This window comes from Dokdonia sp. R78006 (genome assembly GCF_042466145.1).
Lineage (GTDB): Bacteria > Bacteroidota > Bacteroidia > Flavobacteriales > Flavobacteriaceae > Dokdonia.
The window spans coordinates 3,252,483-3,275,318 of record NZ_JAXHBU010000001.1 but is presented as its reverse complement, the minus strand read 5'-3'; the positions used below and the strand labels follow the sequence as shown (position 1 = coordinate 3,275,318).

Annotated in this window: 14 protein-coding genes; 3 read left to right on the top strand and 11 right to left on the bottom strand. The window is 37.6% G+C overall.

Annotated features, from left to right (window positions below):
* Positions 1-2 precede the first annotated feature (2 nt).
* The 8 genes from SJY37_RS14515 to SJY37_RS14480 all read right to left on the bottom strand — a co-directional run bounded on the left by SJY37_RS14515 (position 3) and on the right by SJY37_RS14480 (position 8,725).
* Positions 3-590: a hypothetical protein gene (locus SJY37_RS14515; RefSeq protein ID WP_379953280.1), complete on the bottom strand. Its 588-nt coding sequence runs from the start codon at positions 588-590 to the stop codon at positions 3-5.
* Entirely contained in the window at positions 572-1,744 is a 1,173-nt protein-coding gene (locus tag SJY37_RS14510; protein WP_379953279.1) for a toll/interleukin-1 receptor domain-containing protein, read from the bottom strand. Before SJY37_RS14510 ends, SJY37_RS14515 begins: the two co-directional genes overlap by 19 nt.
* Positions 1,741-3,012 carry a restriction endonuclease subunit S gene (locus SJY37_RS14505; RefSeq protein ID WP_379953278.1) on the bottom strand — a complete coding sequence of 424 codons (1,272 nt, stop codon included), beginning with the start codon at positions 3,010-3,012 and terminating at the stop codon, positions 1,741-1,743. The genes SJY37_RS14510 and SJY37_RS14505 overlap by 4 nt, the downstream gene beginning before the upstream one ends.
* Complete coding sequence (locus tag SJY37_RS14500) at positions 3,002-4,573, bottom strand: N-6 DNA methylase (RefSeq protein ID WP_379953277.1); 1,572 nt, start codon at positions 4,571-4,573, stop codon at positions 3,002-3,004. The genes SJY37_RS14505 and SJY37_RS14500 overlap by 11 nt, the downstream gene beginning before the upstream one ends.
* Before the next feature lie 180 nt (positions 4,574-4,753).
* Complete coding sequence (locus SJY37_RS14495; RefSeq protein WP_379953276.1) at positions 4,754-5,317, bottom strand: hypothetical protein; 564 nt, start codon at positions 5,315-5,317, stop codon at positions 4,754-4,756.
* A gap of 359 nt (positions 5,318-5,676) precedes the next feature.
* On the bottom strand, positions 5,677-6,483 hold the full coding sequence (locus SJY37_RS14490; protein ID WP_379953275.1) for an SDR family NAD(P)-dependent oxidoreductase: 807 nt from the start codon (positions 6,481-6,483) through the stop codon (positions 5,677-5,679).
* 95 nt (positions 6,484-6,578) lie between these two features.
* Positions 6,579-7,544 (bottom strand): 2OG-Fe(II) oxygenase, encoded by a 966-nt coding sequence (locus SJY37_RS14485; protein WP_379953274.1) that lies wholly within the window; start codon positions 7,542-7,544, stop codon positions 6,579-6,581.
* A 197-nt stretch (positions 7,545-7,741) separates the two neighbouring features.
* Complete coding sequence (locus SJY37_RS14480) at positions 7,742-8,725, bottom strand: zinc-dependent alcohol dehydrogenase family protein (RefSeq protein WP_379953273.1); 984 nt, start codon at positions 8,723-8,725, stop codon at positions 7,742-7,744.
* Positions 8,726-8,897: 172 nt separating this feature from the next.
* On the opposite strand from SJY37_RS14480, the gene SJY37_RS14475 reads away from it, so the two are divergent.
* Positions 8,898-9,788, top strand: coding sequence for an AraC family transcriptional regulator (locus SJY37_RS14475; protein WP_379953272.1), 891 nt, complete (start codon positions 8,898-8,900; stop codon positions 9,786-9,788).
* A gap of 181 nt (positions 9,789-9,969) precedes the next feature.
* Here SJY37_RS14475 and SJY37_RS14470 read toward each other — a convergent pair whose 3' ends face one another.
* The 3 genes from SJY37_RS14470 to SJY37_RS14460 are packed head-to-tail and all read right to left on the bottom strand — an operon-like array spanning position 9,970 to position 21,060.
* Positions 9,970-11,892 carry an OmpA family protein gene (locus SJY37_RS14470; RefSeq protein WP_379953271.1) on the bottom strand — a complete coding sequence of 641 codons (1,923 nt, stop codon included), beginning with the start codon at positions 11,890-11,892 and terminating at the stop codon, positions 9,970-9,972.
* Positions 11,893-11,904: 12 nt separating this feature from the next.
* Positions 11,905-12,825, bottom strand: coding sequence for a type IX secretion system membrane protein PorP/SprF (locus tag SJY37_RS14465; RefSeq protein ID WP_379953270.1), 921 nt, complete (start codon positions 12,823-12,825; stop codon positions 11,905-11,907).
* A 24-nt stretch (positions 12,826-12,849) separates the two neighbouring features.
* Positions 12,850-21,060, bottom strand: a complete 8,211-nt coding sequence (locus SJY37_RS14460) for an Ig-like domain-containing protein (protein ID WP_379953269.1) — start codon at positions 21,058-21,060, stop codon at positions 12,850-12,852.
* Positions 21,061-21,635: 575 nt separating this feature from the next.
* On the opposite strand from SJY37_RS14460, the gene SJY37_RS14455 reads away from it, so the two are divergent.
* Both SJY37_RS14455 and SJY37_RS14450 read left to right on the top strand, forming a co-directional pair.
* Positions 21,636-22,415: a HipA family kinase gene (locus SJY37_RS14455; protein WP_339849367.1), complete on the top strand. Its 780-nt coding sequence runs from the start codon at positions 21,636-21,638 to the stop codon at positions 22,413-22,415.
* Entirely contained in the window at positions 22,405-22,788 is a 384-nt protein-coding gene (locus tag SJY37_RS14450) for a DUF3037 domain-containing protein (protein WP_379953268.1), read from the top strand. The genes SJY37_RS14455 and SJY37_RS14450 overlap by 11 nt, the downstream gene beginning before the upstream one ends.
* The last annotated feature ends 48 nt before the right edge of the window (positions 22,789-22,836 follow it).

Below are 22,836 nucleotides of genomic sequence, written 5' to 3'. Positions count from 1 at the left end.
AGCTATATTTTATCGATTAAAAATTCTTTAAATGTTGATGAGTATGCATAATCATTTAGAAACCGTTCATTTGGTTTAATTTCACTCTGATGTATGATTTTAGCGGCTGCTCCTGTACTTGCTAAAGCTATTATTATAGCATTTGGATGAAGCTCTCTAAATATTTTATATTCATTCTCTACCCCTTCCATACCTCCAATAAATATACCAGCTGCAAACTTTTTATTTCCAAGCATTAATTCTCGCATTAGCCTAAGACTAGAATCTCTATCTTCTAAAACAGGTGTAAGGATTACGTTTTCGAATTTATTATTATCTTCAGGGTAAAACTTTTCAAAAAATTTAGATTGATAAAGTTCTACATGATCTTGTATGTTTAAGTTTAACTTTTGTAGAACGTAATTAACCAATGGAGTAATTGAAGGATGACCACCCCAAATTAATTTATAATTAGGCAGTACAGTTGTACATAAAGCAATAACGGCATCTCTAATTGCTATTACATCTGCGGTTTCATAATATCTTGGGTCTCTTTCAGGAAGTGGAATACTTGCAGAAAGAAAAATATTTTTTAATTCTCTTTTAGCCATCTGTCAAAGTTTTTTTTCTTAATTGTTTGTACTTTTAAATATCCATTTAACCAATCTAAATGAGTTAGCCATTTATCTCTTATTCTTAAATCATCATAAATTAAATGAACACTATCTACTTCGTAATCTTTTATTTCTTTAATGATTTCTTCAGATTGATTACAATTAACAGATTGAGGAATACCAACAGTTGGAATAAATATTCTCTTTTTATTACCACCTAATTCTTCAGTAACAAATCTTTCTGGTTGTAAATTTATCGACTTACCATATTTTACTGCAAAATTTGTAAACTCTGTAATTAAATTATCTTGCCTAGATGCTAAGTTTCTTGCCCTCATTGATTCTACTTCACTTACCAAATTATTGACAAATGGTTCTACTAGTTTAGATGCATTCTCGTTATCAAATACACTTTCTTCAAAATCAGTACTTTGAAGTTGTATCGGTAAACAAACATGTGCCATCGCTTCTAGTTTATGATTTGGCCACACTAATTGAATAATTCCAATTTGTTTTGCGCTTGCTTCAGCTATTTCTTCTTTACACCAATAGCTATCTAAAAACTTAGGTGTATTTAATAAAACAATAACATCACAATCTGTCATTCTGTGCCAAAGTTCCTCCTGAAAAGGTTCTCCTTGTTTAATGGAGTGTGTGTCAAGAAATACATCAAAATTATTTCTTTCTAAAGCTTCATATAATTGAATTGCTACAGATGTAGATTCATTTCTTTTATAACTGACAAACACTTTTCTTGAAGTTCGAAGAAGCTCAAACGATTCTAAAGCCAGATTAACAATTTTTATATTTTTAGTCGAGTCATACAATAATCCATTTTGATTTTCTAATACTTTTGGTATTTCTATTCCAAAACAGTTATCGTTATAAAAAACGGGAAGAATTATTGTACCGTCTTTTATAAGTGAATCAATGATGTCCAAATGTTTGAAATTACCATCTTCATCTCCAAAATAAATTGCAAATGCAGGTTGATTACCTTTATATTCTTTTGAGTAGTTGGTTTCATCTATAATAATAAAAGCATCTTTATCAAGTTTTAATTCTTTGATTTGTACAAAAAATAGATTTATAATCTTGTCCGATAAATCTCCAGTTGTACCTATTGTAATAAGTTGGTATTTATACTTCATACGGCTTGTGGTTTTAGTGATTCTCTAGCCATTTTATTTAAAATAATGGATTTGAAATTGTTTAATTTTTCCGAAATCCTATTGTTTAGTTCAATATTATTTTGAATAAAGTTTATTTTTAAACCAAACTCATTAATAATATTAGCGTTAGGTATTAATATTGGCATTTTAGATAAATCTTTTATTGGTAATTGAGGTTGAGCAGAACCAGATAAATATCCTTGTATAAGATTTTGGAAATACTCACCTTTTAGAATGGTATATAAGTATAATGATGTAGATAATGAATTACATCTAAATATGACCATTCCAGAGTTTATCCTTAAGTGTTCAAAAACGATGCTTTTAGAATAGAAACCTAATTTTCCAATTGAACTTCCACGAGTAGTAAAAACTATATCGTTTCTTTTTAATTTACCCTTTCTCAAAAGGTTGTCTTTTTCTTTACTTATAAAAACGGTTTCTTTAAAAGAAAAACCTGTTCTACTTACATTTGGGGCGCCAAGAAACAAACAATAACCTTTAGTATTATACTCATAATCTTTAGGATAATTTTTCCCCCTATCTCCATCTTCAATTATAGCAATATTAGTTATATCGCCTATTTTAAAACCAACAGGAATATCTTTATCTAATTCTTCATTATACACCATTTTTCCACCAGAAGATTTATAAGGCATCTCGACTCCGCTCGATGTGACATAGGGAAACTCAAAGTCTACAAACCAATGTTTATATAAAGCTTGTGCAGTAGCTTCTAGGTTGGTGTTTATTTTTTCGTTGAGTTGTATGCGGTTGGACACCGTGTTGTACTCGTCTACAATTTGTTGTTGTTTTTCTATAGATGGGATTCTTATTGGAAGAGTGCATAAGTCGTCCCAAGTTATTCTTCCTCTAACATCACCACCACTTAAAAACCATAAAAATCTATCTGATTCTGATCTTAAAAACCACATCATTAAATACTCAGGTAATAGTTCTTTTTCATTTTTGACTTCAAAAACATAGTAAGCAGAAGATATAATTGCTTTATCATAATCTGTTAGATGAGAAATTGGTAGTTTTTTATCTCTCCCTACGCTCATTAACTTACAACCAAATTGACCTTTTTTAATAATTTTATACTTCGTCATATCCACACCGTTTAAGTTGGCTACCGAAGGCATAAACACTTTGTCTAAGTTTACACCAAGTAAATTTTTAACCTCACCATCTTCATTTTTAAGATTTACTTGCTGAATAAAATCACCTATTTTTTTATAATTCATAACCTAATGTTTTAAAAACACTTTGTAATTCAGAATTTGATTGTGCTTCCTGTTGTAAAAGGTCTCTGAGTTCTGTATGTAATGTTTGTAATTTGGTGTCAAAGTCTATGTTTTCGTCTCGGTTTACAAACTCAATATATTTACTAGGTACTAATGAAAAATCTTTTTTAATGACTTCAGACTTTGTTGCCGAATAACAATATTCAGGTATATTTTCATATGTACCTATATCAGTTTGCCAAGTATGTAAAGTTTCAGCAATACCTTCAATTTGTGAATTAGAAAACTGTATGTACTTCTTCTCAAAAGGCTCTCCCTTTTCACGTAAATCCAAAAAAAGTATTTCTTCCTCTCGGTTACGGTAGTTACGTGTTTCTGAACCTTTGTCTACTGTTTTTTTAGTTTTGTTCTTGTTTAAAATCCAAAGAGTTACGCTAATTGTTGTGGTATAGAACATATTTTGTGGTAGAATTAAAATCGCTTCTACCATATTATTTTCAATCAGTTTCTTACGTATTTTATACTCTTCACCACCACCAGAAAGGGCACCGTTTGCCAATATAAAACCAGCTACTCCATTTTCGGATAATTTAGAAACCATATTTAAAATCCAACCATAATTGGCATTAGATTTTGGTGGTACTTCATAACCTTTCCAACGCGGATCATCAGTCAATTCGCTTTCTGCTCTCCAATCTTTCTGGTTAAAGGGAGGATTCGCCATGATAAAATCGGCTTTCAAGTCTGGGTGTTGGTCTGCTCCAAAAGTATCGGCTGCCTTTTCTCCCAAATTAGCAGAAATACCACGTATGGCTAAATTCATTTTTGCCAGTTTATACGTTGTATTGGTATATTCTTGTCCGTAGACAGAAACCTCTTTTTTATTACCGTGGTGTTGTTCTATAAACTTTACAGATTGTACAAACATACCTCCAGAACCACAAGCAGGATCGTAAATAATACCTTGGTAAGGTTCTATCATTTCTGCAATGAGGTTTACAATACTCTTTGGGGTATAGAATTCTCCTTTTCCTTTCCCTTCTTTAATAGCAAATTTGGCTAAGAAATACTCATAAACTCGCCCAACTATATCGTTCTGTTTATCGGCAATAGTATTTATCTCACTTATTTGGTCAATAAGCGATGCAAGTTTGGTTTTGTCTAATCCTAATCGTGAAAAATAATTATCTGGCAATGCACCTTTAAGCGCAGGGTTGTTCTTTTCAATGTTGTGTAAGGCGGTGTCTATTCTTGTAGCATTTGTTCCTACCTCATCATTTTCAACCTTTGCATATTTCTTTATGTATTCCCAACGAGATTTTTCATTTAAGAAAAAGACATTTTTCATATTGTAGAAATCTTTCATTTCTACATATTTTTCTTGTCCTCCTTCAATGAGTTCTTTTTTACGTTCTTCAAATTTATCGCTGGCAAATTTTAAGAAGATTAAACCTAGTACAACGTGTTTGTATTCGCTTGATTCTACAGAGCCTCTAAGCTTGTCACAGGCTTGCCATAATGTTTCTTCTATGGATTTTTCTTTTACTTGCTTTTTAGCCATTAATTGTATTTTCTGATATTGATGTATTGATTTGTTTCTTTTGTTTTTCTTAAAACAAAGCGTCCTATTTTAAAAACTGTAATATAAGCACAATGAAAATGCTATGTTTACGTGTTCCCGTAAAACACTGAGATTTTATGTTAAATTCTACTTTTTGTCAAAGTGTAGCGTACATATAATTTAAAGTTTCTCACGCCCCACATACAACTCCACCGCTTTCTTATACTTTATCGCACCTTTCATACTCAGGTCATTAATAAAATTATCTAGCTCAGGGTGATTGCGGGCGGTCCAGGCTACTAGGGAGTCGCGTTCTTGTTGCCACACATCCCAGTTAACATCTTTGCAGGTGATTTCTTCTAGCGTAGTGATCTTGCCGTCATGTAGGTAAATTTTATGGCTGCAGGTGAGTGGGTTATTCTTTAAAAATTCAAAACGCAGCGAACTCACGGCTACCGTAGCGATTACTTCCGCGCTGTCACTTTCTATGGAAACCACCTCGTAGGAGGGCTTAAATATGGAGTCCCATTTAAAGTGCTCGTAGTAACTTTCTTTGTCAAAGGGCATCACATAATCTCCCGCCGTGATGGTGATGCTATCGCTTATCAAGCTGCCTATTTCTTTGTAGTTTCCTTCGGCAACGGCCTTGTAGTAGGCAGCGACGGTTTCTTGTGAGGTCGCTTCTTTCTGTGTGCATCCCGTGAGTATGCAGAGTAGGGTGAGGAGGAATAGGGTATATTTCATGGCGCGTGATTAGATGAATACTGCCCTAAATATACCATCTTTTATAGTGCCGTAGCTTGCAAATGAGGTGCTGTTTATGAGGTGTTTATGGTACGCTTTCGCGAAAGCGTGAAAACTCCACACCAATTAGTTTACAACTATTAAAGGCTTGTATAAAAATAAGCCTTCACTAGCGTTGGGGGAACTAGGAAGGCTTACAGTTATTGGGCAAATACAAGGTGTTGCTACCTGCTTACCACAATAAGACCTGAATGTTTATTTTCTAAATACTGCCTCAATGCGCGAACTCGTGATACCATTTTTAATCAAATAGTCACGGGTAGCGATGGCTCTATTTTCTGATAAGCAAAGCTTTTTGTTTATGAGATGTTTTTTAAAATCTGTTGTGTTGTGGTGATTAAGTGTGTGCGTTTTTGCTCACTGTAGGCATCTGTATGTGCCCTGCCAAAGCTTCCTTTGTCATTATCAAAATAGTCACCGCTATGACTCGCATAGCTAGGGTTTGTAGCGAGGTCTTGTAAAATAGTAGCTCCTTTATCTGCTGGTGACCAGTGGTGACCGTAGGCCTCTTTTACCATATTTGTATTAAGTAAAGAACCTGGGTTTACAGGGATAACCGTAAGTGCTGGCTCTTGTAACGCGAGGTAAAAGCTCCACATTAATAAAGCAAGCTTACTCTGTGCGTAGGTCTCCTGCTGGCTCTCTTCTTTAGTACCTGCTAGCACGCTATCTATAACAGATGACTGTGCTGCAGAGCTTAAGTTGATAATGCGCGTGCGATCGCCTTTTTTAAGGAGGTCGAGTAGGGAAGTGGTGAGCAGGTAAGGCGCTATATAATTTACCGCCATACGCATATCAAGCCCATCTGCCGTAAACAGTTCGCGGCTTTTAAAAACCCCTGCGTTATTTATGAGTACATCTAGCGTTGTGAGTTTTTCATTTACCTCACTAGCCATAGCATGCACTGCTGCCATACTAGAAAAATCTGCTACAAAACCGTCTATGTGGTCATTGTTAGATTCGGCTTTTAGGGTTGCGATGGTCTCTGCTACTTTTGTAGCATTACGACCGTGTATGTACAAGGTATGTCCCTGTTTTGCTAGCTGTACGGCGGCTAGTTTACCTATGCCGTCAGTACTTCCAGTAATTAATATGGTCTTGCTCATTCCTATAAGTTTATGTTGATGAAAACTGGCAATAGTTGTATTGCCAGTTCTATTAATTTTATTCTTGTTCTAAGATAATCATTAACCTACGTTTCTTAAAAAGGTGCAGCGGTATCTTTAGGACCATCAGGTAAACTCCATCGCTGGCGAGCGGTTACACTTTCTAAAGCAACATCTTTAATGGTGTCGCTGTTGCTAATATTTCCGTAGCTGCTTTTACTACCACGTGGTATTTGCATACGATCTCCATATAACCACACTACTAAATTACTACGTTGCCCGCTTGTAATGGGGTGCGTAGCGTGTGGCACATTACCGCTATGGATGATTGCTTTTCCAGGCTCAAAAATAGCTTGTACCGTTTTTCCTGAAGCTTTATCATAAAAATCAACCTCAGATCCCGTAAACTTTTCATCTGGTAAGTTGATATTGATATTCAAGGTAGCTGCAGAGGCATCGGTATGCGCGTGTAAATCCTTGTCTTTATCTGGGTTGTATTGTATTGAAAAACCAAAAGTCTGATTGTCATAGCCGTAAGTTCCTAATAACAAACGTGCTATAGGACGCATAAAACGGTCCATCATATCGTTATAAAATGCCTGAAAATTAGGTGCTGCCAGATGACCTTCAGAACGAGGGTCTAACATCATTCCATATCTGTTTAATTGAATACCATAAGGTGCACGTTTTGGCACTCCTGAGTTTGCTACAGCTTCTAGATAGTTACGAAAATCTGCTAAACGATCTAGATCAAAAAACTGAGCTACATAAACACCAGGTATAATTTCTTCCCATAAATCGGCAACAGCAGATTCTTTTTCTGGGTTTTCCCAAGCGTCTTTAATGGCTTTACGTAATCGTGGATCTAGCAAGGTTTCATCAGGAACTAATAAATCATCTTTGTTTTCTATTTCCCATTCTGCCCAAGCAGTTTCTAGTACTTTGCGATTTTCGTTCCAAAATTGAGAAACAGATGGATCGCGTCTTAATGATAATTCTCGTGATGGTACTTCTAAAGCACGAGCTTCTGCAAGTGCATTTGTATGTTCTATGTTACTCATAATTATATTTTTTACGTATAGCTACTGCTATTATATTTTAAATTTATAACAGAACTACGCACAAATGGCTGGTGGCTTTGGTAATTAAAATGGGGGTTGTTGTAAAAGCAAAGTTCTGTTTTTTTTAAACCTTAAATACCTATAAAACAGTTATCTAAGGCTCAAGTGCTTTCTATAGTATGCCTATGGATGAGGTCTTAGTTAGTTACAACTACTTTACCTATTGCTTTACCACTCTCTAGTCTTGCATAAGCATCACCTACATTATCCAGCGCAAATGTGCTGTCTACTAGAGGTACTAGCGCTTTGTCTTGTGCGATATTGCTTAGCTCTTTTAAAATCGCACCGTGCTCTTCTCGCTTGTAGTTGTGTAACATAGGGATGAGCATAAACACAACGTGTAGTGATAATCCTTTAAAGTGTGCTTGAGTAAGATCTAGGTTGCACATAGATACTGTAGTAGCAATTTGTGCATTAAGTGCTGCTGCCTCAAAAGACTTTGTAAGGTTATCTGCACCTACGGTATCGTAAATAAGGTCAAAACCTGCGCCATCTGTATATTTTGCTACATATGATTCAACCGTTTCTTCTTTATAGTTAATTGCCGTTGCTCCATATCCTTCTATAATCTTTTGTTGCTCTGGTCCTCCACAAGTAGCATATACATCTGCTCCAAAGTGAATAGCTAGTTGTACCGCTACGTGGCCTACACCTCCAGAACCTCCATGTACGAGTACTTTTTGACCTTTTTTAATCCCCGCGCGTATCAATCCTTCATAAGCAGTAATTGCTACAAGTGGTAGTGATGCTGCCTCAGTCATAGATAAGTTGGCAGCTTTGTGAGCAATAAGTTTACTGTCTGCCACGATATATTCGGCTAGCGTACCTTGTAAGTCGGCAAGGCCACCTACACAACCGTACACTTCGTCGCCTACTTTAAAGTCATGTACACCTTCACCTACTGCTTCTATCACTCCTGCAAAGTCCATTCCCAATATAGCTGGTGCTGCTGGTGATAGCGGTAGGTCTGATCCCATCTTGCGTATCATGGTGTCTACCGTGTTCACACTAGAGGCTGCAATCTTGATACTCACGTGACCTGGAGTTACTGCTGATTTTGCTACTTCGCTTGCTGTGAATGCGGCATTCTCACCGTATTCGTTGATAATCATTGCTTTCATATATGCTTTCTTTTATAGTTTGTGGTTTTCTTTGATGATACAAAGGTAGTGGGATAGGTCGCTGTTTTATTTGTATATAAAATGGTTAATTAGGTATAAATAGAGGTTATTAAGTGTGTTATGATAATTTTAATGCTATAAAACCCTAAATTTGTCCCTAAATCATACTACTATGCAAGTATTAGAAGCTTATAAACCTTTTGAAATACAAGAAATGGAGTTATCTGAGTGGAAACAACGCCCAGTTAAAAACAACTTTTTTGAACTTGTGCTTATAGAAAGTGGAGAGGGTACGCAGTGTATTAATTACAACCTCTATGATTATAAAAAGGATAGTATCTTTTTACTACCTCCCTTAAAGTGTCACTCTTTTAATATAGAGAAGCGCACAAAATTTGTCTTTTTGAAATTTACAAATTCGTTTTTTAAAAGCTCTAATAAAATGACGCTGGATAAGTCTGAGTGGTTTAAAGAAGCCGCCTACATCTTGTCTAATTACAACCAGCTGCCTGGCGATATCATTAAAAGTGATGCAGATAGGGAGCATCTCAAACAGCTTACGGCAATAATTTTAAGAGAGACTAGAAACTATGGAGAGGTCTCTGTATCGCTTATCTCAAGTCTTATGGTAAGTATATTAGAAGTGGTTATTAGAAATATAAAAAAAGGGAGTCACTATGAGATTGTAAATACAACAAGTGATGATAGAGCAACAAATATGCTCACCTACATCAACGAGAATATTGCAAAAAGTGAATTACTTAAAGTAGATAGACTTGCAGAAACATTTATGATGTCTGCAACCTACGTAAGTGAGTTTTTTAGAAAACAGGTAGGGATGTCCTTGCGTGAGTATATTATGAAAGCCAAACTTAGACTAGTAGAGATACGTCTTCTCAACTCAGATTTTACCCTCACTGAAATTGCCGATGAGCTAGGCTTTACAGACGTAAGTCACCTCTCAAAAACATTTAAACGCTATACAGGTACTTCTGTAAGAGACTTTAAAAACGCAGGGGAGTATATGCTACTTAAAAGAGCCTCTTGTGGTGTGAGTGCTTAAGACTTGCTCGTTTGTTATAACCAATCAAATATTTCTGTATGAGTGGTACGCTTTCGCGAAAGCGTGAAAACTCCACACACCATTAGTCTGCAGCTATTAAAGGCTTGCATAAAAATAAGCCTTCACTATAGCTGGGGGAACTAGGAAGGCTTACAGTCATTGGGTAAAGAGCAAGGTGTTGCTACCTGCTAACCACAATAAAATCTGAACGTCTATTTTCTAAATACTGCACCTCTGTACAGCTATCGTCTGCCTCATCACAAATGTGTATGGGCCTTGATTCACCAAACCCTTTTGCACTCTCAATGCGCGAACTCGTGATACCGTTTTTAATCAAATAGTCTCGGGTAGAGATGGCTCTATTTTCTGATAAGGTTTGATTATATGACGCTCCACCACGTTGATCTGTGTGGGATTCTATCTTGATGATAAGCGCAGGATATTCGTTCATAATGTCAATAATGCGCTGGAGCTGTTGTGCGGCAAATATGTTAATCGCATAACGGTTAGACTCAAAATTAATAGGGTTGATTTTAATCTTTTCTATCTCACCATCTGTAACAAAAATATCTGAAAGGTTAGCCAACTTAAAATCTACAAAGTTAATAAGCCCATTAGGTTCTGTACCTGTATTCAAGTCCAGCTCATCTTTTGAGTAGCCTATTTTTGATGCCTTAATATTGTATTTGATATTGCAACCCATCTGTAGGGTGTAGGTTCCTGCAGTGTCGGTAAGTGTTTCGGCTACTTGCTTATTGTTAATATCATAAGCGATGATAGTCACTGCTGGTAATGGTGCGCCCGTTTGTGAGTCTGTAACGGTTCCTTCTAGGGTCTGGAAGCACTCGCTGCGATCATATACAAAGGAGTAAATATCATCGTCGCCTTTACCGCCTTCTCTGTTTGAGCTAAAATATCCTTCATTTTTAGTGTTACTCGCCACATAAGCAAAGTCGTCTGCATTGCTGTTAATCCCAAGTCCGAGATTACGGGCATTACTGTAAATGCCGTCTCTAAGCTGCGCTTTGTAAATATCAAGGCCGCCAAAACCTACGTGACCCTTAGAGGCAAAATAGAGTTCTTTGTTTTTTACAAAAGGGAAAAAGTCATCATATGGTGTGTTTACCGCATCACCTAGATTGCGAGGTGTGGAGAGTGAGCCATCTGCTCGTATGTCACACACATAAATATCTGCACGGCCATAACCACCTGGCATGTCTGACACAAAATACAGCTGACTACCATTTGTAGTTACAAAAGGCTGCCCTATGGAATAGCCATTACCATTAATGGGAAGTTCCTCCTTGTCAAATTTGTCTTTATTAATCTGCACGCGGTAGAGCTTAAAGAAGTTTCTCTTGTTCTTTGTATAAATCTTACGCGATCCAGATTGTGCACTTGAAGCATAGACCAGCGTTTGGTCATTATTATAAAAAGTAGCCGTGGCGTCGTGATACTGGGTTTCTAGCTCTTCATTAAAAAGCTTAACATTGGAGTAGGTACCAGTACTATCTATCGTGGCTTCATAAAGCGATAGGTAAGGGGTGTTATCTCTTTTGTAGATTTTATTTTCTTCATCATTGCGAGCCGTTGAGAATACTAGTTTATTCTTATACAAGGATCCGCCAAAATCTGCATAGCTAGAGTTAATATCAAGATTTGTAATCTGATAGAGCGTGTCATTTGCTAAAATGTCATTAAACCTAGACTTTTCTTCATAGTATCTGTTGAGCTCTTTGTCTTTTTTGGATAGTTTTAAATAGCCTACATAAAAATCATCTGCCGTATCATACTTTTTTAAGAAGCGTAGTACATCAAAATACTGCCAGATATGTGCGGGCTCCATCGTGTATCCTAGTGCGTCAAAGGTTTTTTTATAAGCAATCTCTGCACGTTCATAGTTCTTAAGGTTATAATGCGTGTCTGCAATATGCTGCCAGGTTGTAGGCGCTATCTTTTCTGAGTCATTAAGATGTTGATCATAAAGTACTGCAGCATCTGCATACATATGTCTGTCATAAAGCTCATCTGCTTTTTTTAAATCATTCTGTGCATAACTAGAATATACACACATCATGAATAGAATATATAGGGATTTCTTCATAGTGGTTTGATGTTAAAAGAATCTAGGTGAGAAAGACATTCCCTTTTTCTTAAACAAAGAGAATTTTAAAATAACTTCATGGGTACCATCATTATAATTTGTAAACTCTGTAGTAGCATAATCAAAGGAATAGCCTAAAAACAGATTGTCAGAAATTTGAAAACCAGCCAGCGCACTTACCGCAGCATCCACTTGATAACTAGCACCTACGGTGAGCTTGTCATGAAAAAGAAAATTGGCCGAGAGATTATATCGCAACGGACTACCATTTACATAATTTACAAGTGCAGCTGGTTTAAAGCGTATGTTATCACTTATGCCAAACACATAACCCGCGGTGAGGTACGATTGGCGCTCATCTGCCACGACAGCTTCCTCCACATTATCATAATACTCATCACTAAAAAAGTCAGGTACAGAGACTCCTACATACCAATTGTATTTATACAAAAAGGCACCAGCTCCTAGCGTTGCCAGCAGTCTGTTATCTACATTATTTGTGAGTAGGGGATCACCTTGGTTTACAAATTCCCCTTTAGAAAAATCTACATTGAGTAACTGAGCACCTGCTTTTATTCCAAATGCGAGGTTGAGATCTCTATCTAACTGAATGTTATAAGAAAAATTACCATCAAAGTTGAATCTTTCGGCAGGACCATTTACGTCTTTAGTGACATTGACTCCTAGCCCTACGCGCTCCGTGAGCGGAGTTTCAACACTGAGATTATAAGTCTCAGGTGCGCCATCAAAACCAGCCCATTGAGAACGATATATCCCCACCACATTCAACCCTTCTGAAGATCCTGCATATGCTGGATTTATAGCCATGGTATTATACATGTACTGTGTATAGTTAGGCGCCTGTTGTGCATTCATGTATATGCTTACACAACACATAATTAGTACTAAGTAAATGTTATATATTTTAAACATAGTCGTTGTTTTTAAGTTAGATTGTTAAAGTGCAATGTATACCCATCCCGTAAGCGGCTCACTGCCATCATTTAAGTCTAAGATGTAATAGTAGGTAGATGAAGGAAGGCCGTCATTTTCATTTACGGTACCATTAGAAGTAGAAGTTCCTCTCCACACATTTGCATAGCCATCCATTTCATACACCATATTTCCAGCTCGATTGTAAATTTTCAAGTTGTTTTCTGGATATGACTCGATACAGCGTATGGTAAAGGTGTCATTAAAGCCATCACCATTGGGTGAAAATTCATTAAACACTTTAATACAACTTGGCGTGATATCAACTTGCGATACATTGTTAGTAAGATCACTATCCATAGGACTAGACTGCGTGATGGTCGCGATATTTAAATAATCTCCATCCTCTAGCACTACAGCGCTTATCGCTAACTCCACAGTTGCATTAGCCACCACTGAAGGAATAAGCCAAACACCAGTTGCACTATCATAAGTCCCACTATCTGTCACCGCCGATACAAATTGCAATCCAGAAGGTAATAAGTCTTCAACCTCAACATCTGTAAAGTCTGTGTCGCCTGCATTAGTCACCATAATAGTATACACAACCTCTGTGTTGAGCTGTGGCAAGGCATTATTGACCATTTTAAGAATCGTAAGATCAGAACAAGAAGCTACCTCAACGTCTAGCGTAGCATCTGCGAGAGGCATACAACTATTGGAAGACTCATAATTTACAGCAACAGATTGCTCGCCAAGTTCGTCCCATATCACAGTCACAAAATCATCTGTGAGATCGCCACCAGTGATGATTGTTCCTCCAGAAGAAATCGTCCATAAATAACCACTCATATCTGACTCAGTCTGGTAAGTGATTTCATTACCCACACAAGTCATGTCAGTACTGCTCGTAATGCTCGCACTAGCGATCTCATCAATTGTAATACTCACCTCTAGACGAGTGCTACTCTCACAGCCATTATTTACAAGAGCACCGTAGTAATTACCAGAAACTAAAAGTGCATTTGCTGCCAATGGACTGCCGCCAGTAGCTTGATTATACCATATCACATCTGGTTCATTCACTTCAATATCACTTACGGTAGCCATAGCATCTATACAAAATGACTGCGTGGTAGCTGTAGTAGTAGGCGTAGGCGTACTGATTACAGTCACTGTAATCGCCAGTCTGTTTGCACTCTCAATACCGTTTGTAACAAGTGCCGCATAGTAAATTGTGTTGTCCATCAATGCAGTATCGGTGGTTAAAACTGTTCCGCCAGAAGCACTGAGGTACCAATTTACAGTGGTCTCATTTACCTGAATATCTGCAATTGTAGGGTTTTCGCTTTCGCAAAAAAGTTGCTGGTCATTATCTGTCGTTACGATACCTGATTGTATGGTAAGCTCATCTACAGTCATATCTGATGCCAAATTACCTGCCAAATCCTCTGCAGTGGCTTGTACATCGTACGTTCCATCTGCTAGCTCGTTTTCATCAGGAATCTGTAAGTTCCAAGTATCATCACCATTATCGGTAAGGTTTCCATCATTTTCCATATATGTGTTTCCATCTACAATGATGGAAAGCATATCATCAGAATCTGCAGTTCCTGTAATCATTGGAGTAGTGTCACTAGTTTCTTGAGGAGTCACGGTAGGCGTAATAGGAGCAGTGGTGTCAACCGTCAACTCATTAGTAGTTACATCTGATGCCGAATTCCCGGTCATATCTTGAGTTGTGGCCTGTACATCATATACACCATCTGCAATGTCATTAGCTCCTGGAATTTGCAAGCTCCATGTATTATCACCATGATCTGTAAGATGTCCATCGTTTTCTACATACGTTGCATTGTCTACAATCACTGTCAGCTCATCTTCCGAATCTGCAGTACCCTCAATAAGTGGGGTCGTATCTGTCGTTATTTGAGAAATTACCGTTGGATTAGTAGGAGCATTCGTATCAATTATCAACTCATCGGTCGTGGTATCAGAAGCAGTATTCCCAACCGTATCTTCCACCGAAGCATCGATATCATAGGTTCCATCTAATAATTCATTTTCATCAGGAATCTGCAAGCTCCAAGTATCATCGCCATTATCTGTAAGATTTGCTCCAGTTTCAAGATATGTTATACCATTAACAATTACTGTTAGCTCATCTTCAGAATCTGCTGTTCCTGTAATCAGTGGTGTAAAGTCATTTGTAGTTTGTGAATCTACCGTTGGAGTATTTGGCGCAGTTGCGTCAATGACTAATTCATCAGTAGTAGTATCAGATGCAGTATTTCCAACCGTATCTTCTACAGAAACCTCTACATCATAAGTTCCATCTGGTAGTTCGCTTCCGTCAGGTATTTGTAAGCTCCAAGTATCATCTCCGTTATCTGTAAGATTCGCGTCAGTTTCAGAATAAGTAACTCCATTTACAATTACTGTTAGTTCATCATCAGAATCTGCTGTTCCTGTAATCAGTGGAGTGGTGTCATTCGTAGTTTGCGGATCAACCATTGGAGTAGTAGGCGCAGTTGCGTCAATTATTAATTCATCTGTAGTAGTATCCGAAGCGGTATTTCCAACCGTATCTTCTACAGAAACCTCTACATCATAAGTTCCATCTGGTAGTTCGCTTCCGTCAGGTATTTGTAAGCTCCAAGTATCATCACCGTTATCTGTAAGATCCGCTCCAGTTTCCAAATAAGTAACACCGTTTACTATTACAGTCAGCTCATCATCAGAATCTGCTGTTCCTGTAATCAGGGGAGTAGTGTCGTTTGTAGTTTGAGGAGTAACTGTTGGCGTAGTAGGCGCAGTAGCGTCAATGATTAATTCATCAATTGTATTGTCAGAAGCAGTATTTCCAACAGTATCTTCTACAGAAGCATCTACATCAAAAGTTCCATCTGGTAGTTCGCTACCATCAGGAATTTGTAAGCTCCAAGTATCATCTCCATTATCTGTAAGATCCGCTCCAGTTTCCAAATAAGTAACTCCATTTACAATTACCGTCAACTCATCGTCAGAATCTGCAGTACCTGTAATTAGTGGAGTTGTATCATTTGTTGTCTGAGCGGTAACCGTTGGAGTAGTAGGCGCAGTTGTGTCAATGATTAATTCATCAATTGTATTGTCAGAAGCAGTATTTCCAACTGTATCTTCTACAGAAACATCCACATCATATGTTCCATCTGGAATTTCACTTCCATCAGGAATTTGTAAGCTCCATGTATCATCTCCGTTATCAGTGAGATCTGCTCCAGTTTCAGGATAAGTAATACCATTTACAATTACGGTCAACTCATCATCAGAATCTGCAGTACCTGTAATTAGCGGAGTGGTGTCATTCGTAGTTTGCGGATCAACCGTTGCAGTAGTAGGCGCAGTTGCGTCAATTATTAATTCATCTGTAGTAGTATCCGAAGCGGTATTTCCAACTGTATCTTCCACAGAAGCATCTATATCATAGGTTCCATCTGACAATTCGCTACCATCAGGAATTTGTAAGCTCCACGTATCATCTCCGTTGTCGATAAGGTTTGTATCACCTTCGGTGTAGGTAACTCCATTTACAATTACAGTCAGCTCATCGTCAGAATCTGCCGTACCTGTAATTAGTGGAGTTGTATCATTTGTTGTCTGAGCGGTAACAGTTGGAGTAGTAGGCGCAGTTGTGTCAATGGTTAATTCATCAATTGTATTGTCAGAAGCTGTATTCCCAACCGTATCTTCCACAGAAGCATCTACATCATAGGTTCCATCTGGTAGTTCGCTACCATCAGGAATTTGCAGAGACCAAGTGTCATCTCCATTATCTGTAAGATCCGCTCCAATTTCCAAATAAGTAACACCATTTACAATTACCATCAGCTCATCATCAGAATCTGCTGTACCTGTAATTAGCGGAGTGGTGTCATTCGTAGTTTGCGCAGTAACCGTTGGATTTGTAGGCGCAGTAGCGTCAATTATTAATTCATCGGTTGTATTATCAGAAGCAGTATTTCCAATAGTATCTTCCACAGTAACATCAATGTCATAGGTTCCGTCAGGTAATTCACTACCATTAGGTATTTGTAAGCTCCATGTATCATCTCCGTTATCGATGAGGTTTGTATCACCTTCGGTGTAGGTTATTCCGTTTACAATTACCGTCAGCTGATTATCAGAATCTGCTGTTCCTGTAATCAGCGGAGTGCTGTCATTCGTAGTTTGTGAATCTACCGTTGGAGTATTTGGCGCAGTTGCGTCAATAGCTAATTCATCGGTTGTGGTATCAGAAGCAGTGTTTCCAACCGTATCTTCCACCGAAGCATCTACATCATAGATTCCATCTGGTAGTTCGCTGCCATTAGGTATTTGTAGAGACCAAGTATCATCACCGTTATCTGTAAGATCCGCTCCAGTTTCCAAATAAGTAACACCATTTACAATTACCATCAGCTCATCATCAGAATCAGCTGTTCCTGTAATAAGCGGAGTGATGTCGTTGGTGGTTTGTGCATCTACCGTTGGAGTAGTAGGCGCAGTTGTGTCAATGGTTAATTCATCAATTGTATTGTCAGAAGCTGTATTCCCAATAGTATCTTCCACAGAAGCATCTACATCATAAGTTCCATCTGGCAGTTCGCTTCCATCAGGTATTTGTAGTGACCAAGTATCATCACCGTTATCAGTGAGGTTTGTATCACCTTCGATGTAGGTTACTCCATTAACAATTACTGTTAACTCATCATCAGAATCAGCAGTACCTGTAATCAGTGGAGTGGTGTCATTGGTAGTTTGTACAGTAACCGTTGGAGTAGTTGGCGCATTTGAGTCAATTACTAGCTCATCAGTTGTAGCGTCTGAAGCTGTATTTCCAACCGCATCTTCTACAGAAGCATCTACATCATAGGTTCCATCTGGAATTTCACTTCCATTCGGTATCTGTAAGCTCCACGTATCATCACCATTATCTGTAAGATCCGCTCCAGTTTCCAAATAAGTAACACCATTTACAATTACTGTTAGCTCATCGTCAGAATCTGCCGTACCTGTAATTAGTGGAGTTGTATCATTTGTTGTCTGAGCGGTAACAGTTGGAGTAGTAGGCGCAGTTGTGTCAATGGTTAATTCATCGATTGTATTGTCAGAAGCCATATTTCCAACTGTATCTTCCACAGAAGCATCTACATCATAAGTGCCATCTGGCAGTTCGCTTCCGTCAGGTATTTGTAGTGACCAAGTATCATCACCATTGTCTGTGAGATCCGCTCCTGCTTCAAGATAAGTAACACCATTTACTATTACAGTTAGCTCATCGTCAGAATCTGCCGTACCTGTAATCAGCGGCGTGGTGTCGTTTGTAGTTTGTGCAGCAACCGTAGGAGTCGTTGGGGAAACAGAGTCAATGGTTAATTCATCAATTGTATTGTCAGAAGCAGTGTTTCCAACAGTATCTTCTACAGAAGCATCTACATCATAAGTGCCATCTGGTAGTTCACTTCCATCCGGTATTTGTAAGCTCCACGTATCATCTCCGTTATCTGTAAGATCCGCTCCAGTTTCCAAATAAGTAACACCATTTACAATTACGGTTAGCTCATCGTCAGAATCTGCCGTACCTGTAATTAGTGGAGTTGTATCATTTGTAGTTTGCGCGTTTACTGTTGGAGTTGTAGGTGCAGTAGCATCAATTACTAATTCATCTGTAGTAGTATCAGAAGCAGTATTCCCAACCGTATCTTCCACCGAAGCATCCACATCATAGGTTCCATCTGGTAGTTCGCTACCATCAGGAATTTGTAAGCTCCAAGTATCATCTCCGTTATCTGTAAGATCCGCTCCAGTTTCAAGATAAGTAACACCATTTACAATTACCGTCAGCTCATCATCAGAATCTGCTGTTCCTGTAATAAGCGGAGTGGTGTCGTTGGTGGTTTGCGCAGTAACCGTTGGAGTAGTTGGCGCAGTCGCATCAATTACTAATTCATCTGTAGTGTTATCAGAAGCAGTATTTCCAACCGTATCTTCTACAGAAGCATCTACATCATAAGTTCCATCAGGTAGTTCGCTACCATCAGGAATTTGTAAGCTCCAAGTATCATCTCCATTATCTGTAAGATCCGCTCCAGTTTCCAAATAAGTAACTCCATTTACAATTACCGTCAACTCATCGTCAGAATCTGCAGTACCCGTAATTATCGGAGTGGTGTCGTTGGTGGTTTGTGCATCTACAGTAGGAATGGTGGGATTGTCAATATCTACCGTGTAAGCCTCACTATCAATAGCTGTGGCAGTACATAATGTACCGACAACCGTTATCGAAGCGTCAATGGTTGAATCTGCGTCAAGTACTAATTCAGCACCTGGAATGTCTCTAGCAAAGTTTAAACCTGCATCCAATAATGTAGTGTACTCTGTATTATTTACAGTAATTATTACTTCATCATTTTCTTGAGCATCTCCCGAAACTGTACCAGTAATGGTGATGTCATTATTTTGCTCAATACTATTTATAGTATCATCGGCTGTAATATTCTCTGTAAGATTTATAGAGATATTAGGAGTGTTTGCAAGAATAATAGAGACTTGTCTTAAATCGCCAGGACTATTCTCACAACCAGTAGCTGGTTCTGTTGTAGAAATAAATATGTTATCAAGATTGTTAGCATCATTTAATCCAGTTATTTCAAGCTTGCTATCATTGATTACGTATACGATTCCATCTGCAGTAAGCCCATTAGTAATCTCTACATTTTTATTAGGATCAAAGTAATATTTGAAGTCATTTGAGATCGTACTTGACGGTACAATCTCTAGTACTTCAGGTAAACATATGGCAGTATCAAAACCTGCTACTAAGATATCTGAAGATTTTGGAGTAGGGTTAATTGTTACTAAAACTGGAGTTCGTACAGACGCTACAGTACATCCATTTGCCGTAGCAGCGGCATAGAAAGTGGTGCTTTCTGTTAATGATGAAGTGGTAAATGTCTCACCACTATCTACCGTAGCTAGTAAATTTCCACCTTGCTCTTCATCATACCACTCTATTTGTGAGTTTGTAGTATCAGTAGTAGCAATAAGTTCTGCGGTGCTATTTTCACATAAAGTGATATTTTGAGAAGCTGCAGCAATTTCAGGAATAGCAGGAGTAACGGCTACATCGTATAAATCAAGTCGCTGACTTAATGAAGTATTCAAGAGTGAGGAATAACTAACGACAATTCTATCTACGGGTGCAGACACATCAAAGCCAATATCAATAGGACTATTACTTTGTAATAAATTTATCAATTCCAGATTTAATAAGGATCCTAAGTCTCTCGATGCAATTAGATTTGAACCGTTATAGGCTTCAAATTGGATATTATTTGCCACTCCAAGCGCTAATAAACTAGGATCGACAGCAAGTCTAATTTTGAAATCTTCTGTAGGTTGTGAAGCATTCTGAAAATAAATTACCTGCTCTACAGTCGCTGCTACAGTTAATACACCTAAGCTTAACTCAGAGAATGTAGCGAGATCTCCATCAATTGCATTTTCAATATTTGTAACCCCAGCGCCTCCTAGATTTATTAAATCTAGATTAAGCCCAGTCCCGTCAAATGAGGTAAATGAAGGAGTGTTACAAATAGGTGCATCTGCGCCGTAGAAAGCTCCATAAACTTTTAGAGAACGTTCTTGATTTAGTCCAATTAAGGAACCTATACTATTTGTAATTTCTATACTGCTATATGGTTGGTCTGGTGTGAGTGCTATATAATAATCTCCCTGTGCATCGGTCACTATTTGTGTTCTAGCACCGCTAAATGTATTAGGGTCTGATGATACTGCACTTAGCACGGTAGTATTACCATTTAATGCCTTTACGGTAAATTCTTGATTACCTATTAGTACAATCCCCAGTACATCTGCAAGTAAATTACCGAGACTACCGCCTAATAAGGAAGGTAACAAGTCATCTTCTGTTTCTATTTTAATGTATGATGTTGTATTTGCAGGCAGTAGTTCTCCATATGATAACTCAAGAACTCCATCATATGCACCAAAAAAGAGTGTTCCAGAATTTGCTCTAACTTCGGCGAAATCTGTTAAATCTTGATTGGTAGCCAAATTGGCATCATCAACATTTTCTTGATTGGTTATAGTTGTCGCAAAAGTTTGTTCTTGCGCACTGACAGAAAAGCAGGCAAATAATAAAATAAATAGAAAGCCGCTCAGGGATGATGGAAAAGTAATTTTTCTCTTCATGATAGTAGTCTTAAATTATTTTAATAAAACATCTAACTAATGAATGTCGAGTACACATCATTAAAAACAATAAAATTGCAATTTGATTAATCGTATAAGAGTCCGTTTAATCAAAGTAATACCTCCCTCCAGTTTTGTTTAAGACTAGCGTTAGATATTTGTGTAATTAAGAACTTTTACTTGTACAAAATTGGTTGTAGAATGTTGATTTATACAAGTTTAATGTGTAGGAAAATTATTGAATTGTTTTTTTATTAGCAAGACTAATTACAACTAATAAGAATAAATTAACACTTAAGCGTTGAAAAAAGACATTTTGTAGAAAATCACAAGTAGAAAACAATAGATTTAACAAAAATAATTTAACTGCTGTTTATGTAGTTACGCTTTCGCGAAAGCATAATTAAACAAAACTGTTAAAATACGATGAATTGTTGAATAAATTGTACTTGTATAAAAGTTGATACACATCATTTATAAGTTGAAAATGATCCATAATATTAGTAGATAAGACCAATAAGTAATCACTTAAATTTGCACTAAGGGTAAACACCTCAGAAAAGAGAATACTGTATATGGATATGCTACAATTAAGAACCGTAAATGTTGTGCAATACTTGCAACCTTTACGAGAAGGAGGATCACTTCCAGCTTTAGTCAAAGCAGATGATGATTATTTATATGTGCTCAAGTTTAGAGGAGCTGGGCAAGGAAAGAAGGCTCTTGTCTCAGAACTTCTAGGAGGAGAAATAGCAAGAGCGATAGGTCTTCATGTTCCAGAGCTTGTGTTTATGAATCTAGATGACTCTTTTAGTAAAACAGAACCAGATGAGGAGATTCAGGATTTATTGAAGTTTAGCGTAGGGTTAAACTTTGGGCTTCATTTCTTATCAGAGGCGATTACTTATGATCCGCTGGTGAGTACGGTAGATGCTCTAACTGCGTCAAAAATTGTATTACTAGACTGCATCATCAGCAATATTGATAGAACGGCAAAAAACACAAATCTCCTGCAGTGGCATAATGAGATATGGGTGATAGATAACGGTGCGAGTTTTTATTTTCACCATGACTGGAAAAATTGGAAAAATCATCTAGAGCGTACCTTCCCGCTTGTAAAAGATCATGTATTGCTAGAGAAAGCAACACGCTTACCAGAAGCAGCAACTGCAATCAAAGAGTTATTAACGCAAGAAAAGCTAGAAGATATTATAGCACATATTCCAGAAGACTGGTTAATATCTGAGTTTGACACGATGATTCCTAGTGATATGAGAGCGGCCTATCTTGAGTTTGTAAATTCTAGATTATCAAAAATTGATATCTTAGTAAAAGAAGGAGAAGATGCAAGATAAATATACCTTTGAGTACGCCACCATTAGAATTGTGCCTAAAGTAGAGCGAGAAGAGTTCTTTAATGTAGGTGTCATTGTCTTTTCAAAAAAGAAAAAATATCTAGGCATAAAGTTTCATATATGCCCAGATAAGTGGAAAGCCTTCTGTACAGATGTAGAGATTGCAAGGTATCAAGCATATCTAGAAGCCTGGAAAGAGGTGTGCAAAGGAGCACCTGCCGGAGGTCGCATAGGCGCAATGGAACTATCAGACAGATTTAGATGGCTTACTGCTTGTAGAAGCACTATCATACAAAGCTCAAAAACGCATCCGGGTTTATGTGAAGATCCAGCGAGTATGCTAGAAGAGATCTTTGCTAAAAACGTGTTGTAAACTTATAACTCTTTCTAGTTGGCTTTCGCCAAAATTAACGATACCCAC

Excerpts from the sequence above, each read along its gene's own strand:
- SJY37_RS14515 (WP_379953280.1), bottom strand. The coding sequence starts at position 590 with ATGGCTAAAAGAGAATTAAAAAATATTTTTCTTTCTGCAAGTATTCCA.
- SJY37_RS14510 (WP_379953279.1), bottom strand. The coding sequence starts at position 1,744 with ATGAAGTATAAATACCAACTTATTACAATAGGTACAACTGGAGATTTA.
- SJY37_RS14505 (WP_379953278.1), bottom strand. The coding sequence starts at position 3,012 with ATGAATTATAAAAAAATAGGTGATTTTATTCAGCAAGTAAATCTTAAA.
- SJY37_RS14500 (WP_379953277.1), bottom strand. The coding sequence starts at position 4,573 with ATGGCTAAAAAGCAAGTAAAAGAAAAATCCATAGAAGAAACATTATGG.
- SJY37_RS14495 (WP_379953276.1), bottom strand. The coding sequence starts at position 5,317 with ATGAAATATACCCTATTCCTCCTCACCCTACTCTGCATACTCACGGGA.
- SJY37_RS14490 (WP_379953275.1), bottom strand. The coding sequence starts at position 6,483 with ATGAGCAAGACCATATTAATTACTGGAAGTACTGACGGCATAGGTAAA.
- SJY37_RS14485 (WP_379953274.1), bottom strand. The coding sequence starts at position 7,544 with ATGAGTAACATAGAACATACAAATGCACTTGCAGAAGCTCGTGCTTTA.
- SJY37_RS14480 (WP_379953273.1), bottom strand. The coding sequence starts at position 8,725 with ATGAAAGCAATGATTATCAACGAATACGGTGAGAATGCCGCATTCACA.
- SJY37_RS14475 (WP_379953272.1), top strand. The coding sequence starts at position 8,898 with ATGCAAGTATTAGAAGCTTATAAACCTTTTGAAATACAAGAAATGGAG.
- SJY37_RS14470 (WP_379953271.1), bottom strand. The coding sequence starts at position 11,892 with ATGAAGAAATCCCTATATATTCTATTCATGATGTGTGTATATTCTAGT.
- SJY37_RS14465 (WP_379953270.1), bottom strand. The coding sequence starts at position 12,825 with ATGTTTAAAATATATAACATTTACTTAGTACTAATTATGTGTTGTGTA.
- SJY37_RS14460 (WP_379953269.1), bottom strand. The coding sequence starts at position 21,060 with ATGAAGAGAAAAATTACTTTTCCATCATCCCTGAGCGGCTTTCTATTT.
- SJY37_RS14455 (WP_339849367.1), top strand. The coding sequence starts at position 21,636 with ATGGATATGCTACAATTAAGAACCGTAAATGTTGTGCAATACTTGCAA.
- SJY37_RS14450 (WP_379953268.1), top strand. The coding sequence starts at position 22,405 with ATGCAAGATAAATATACCTTTGAGTACGCCACCATTAGAATTGTGCCT.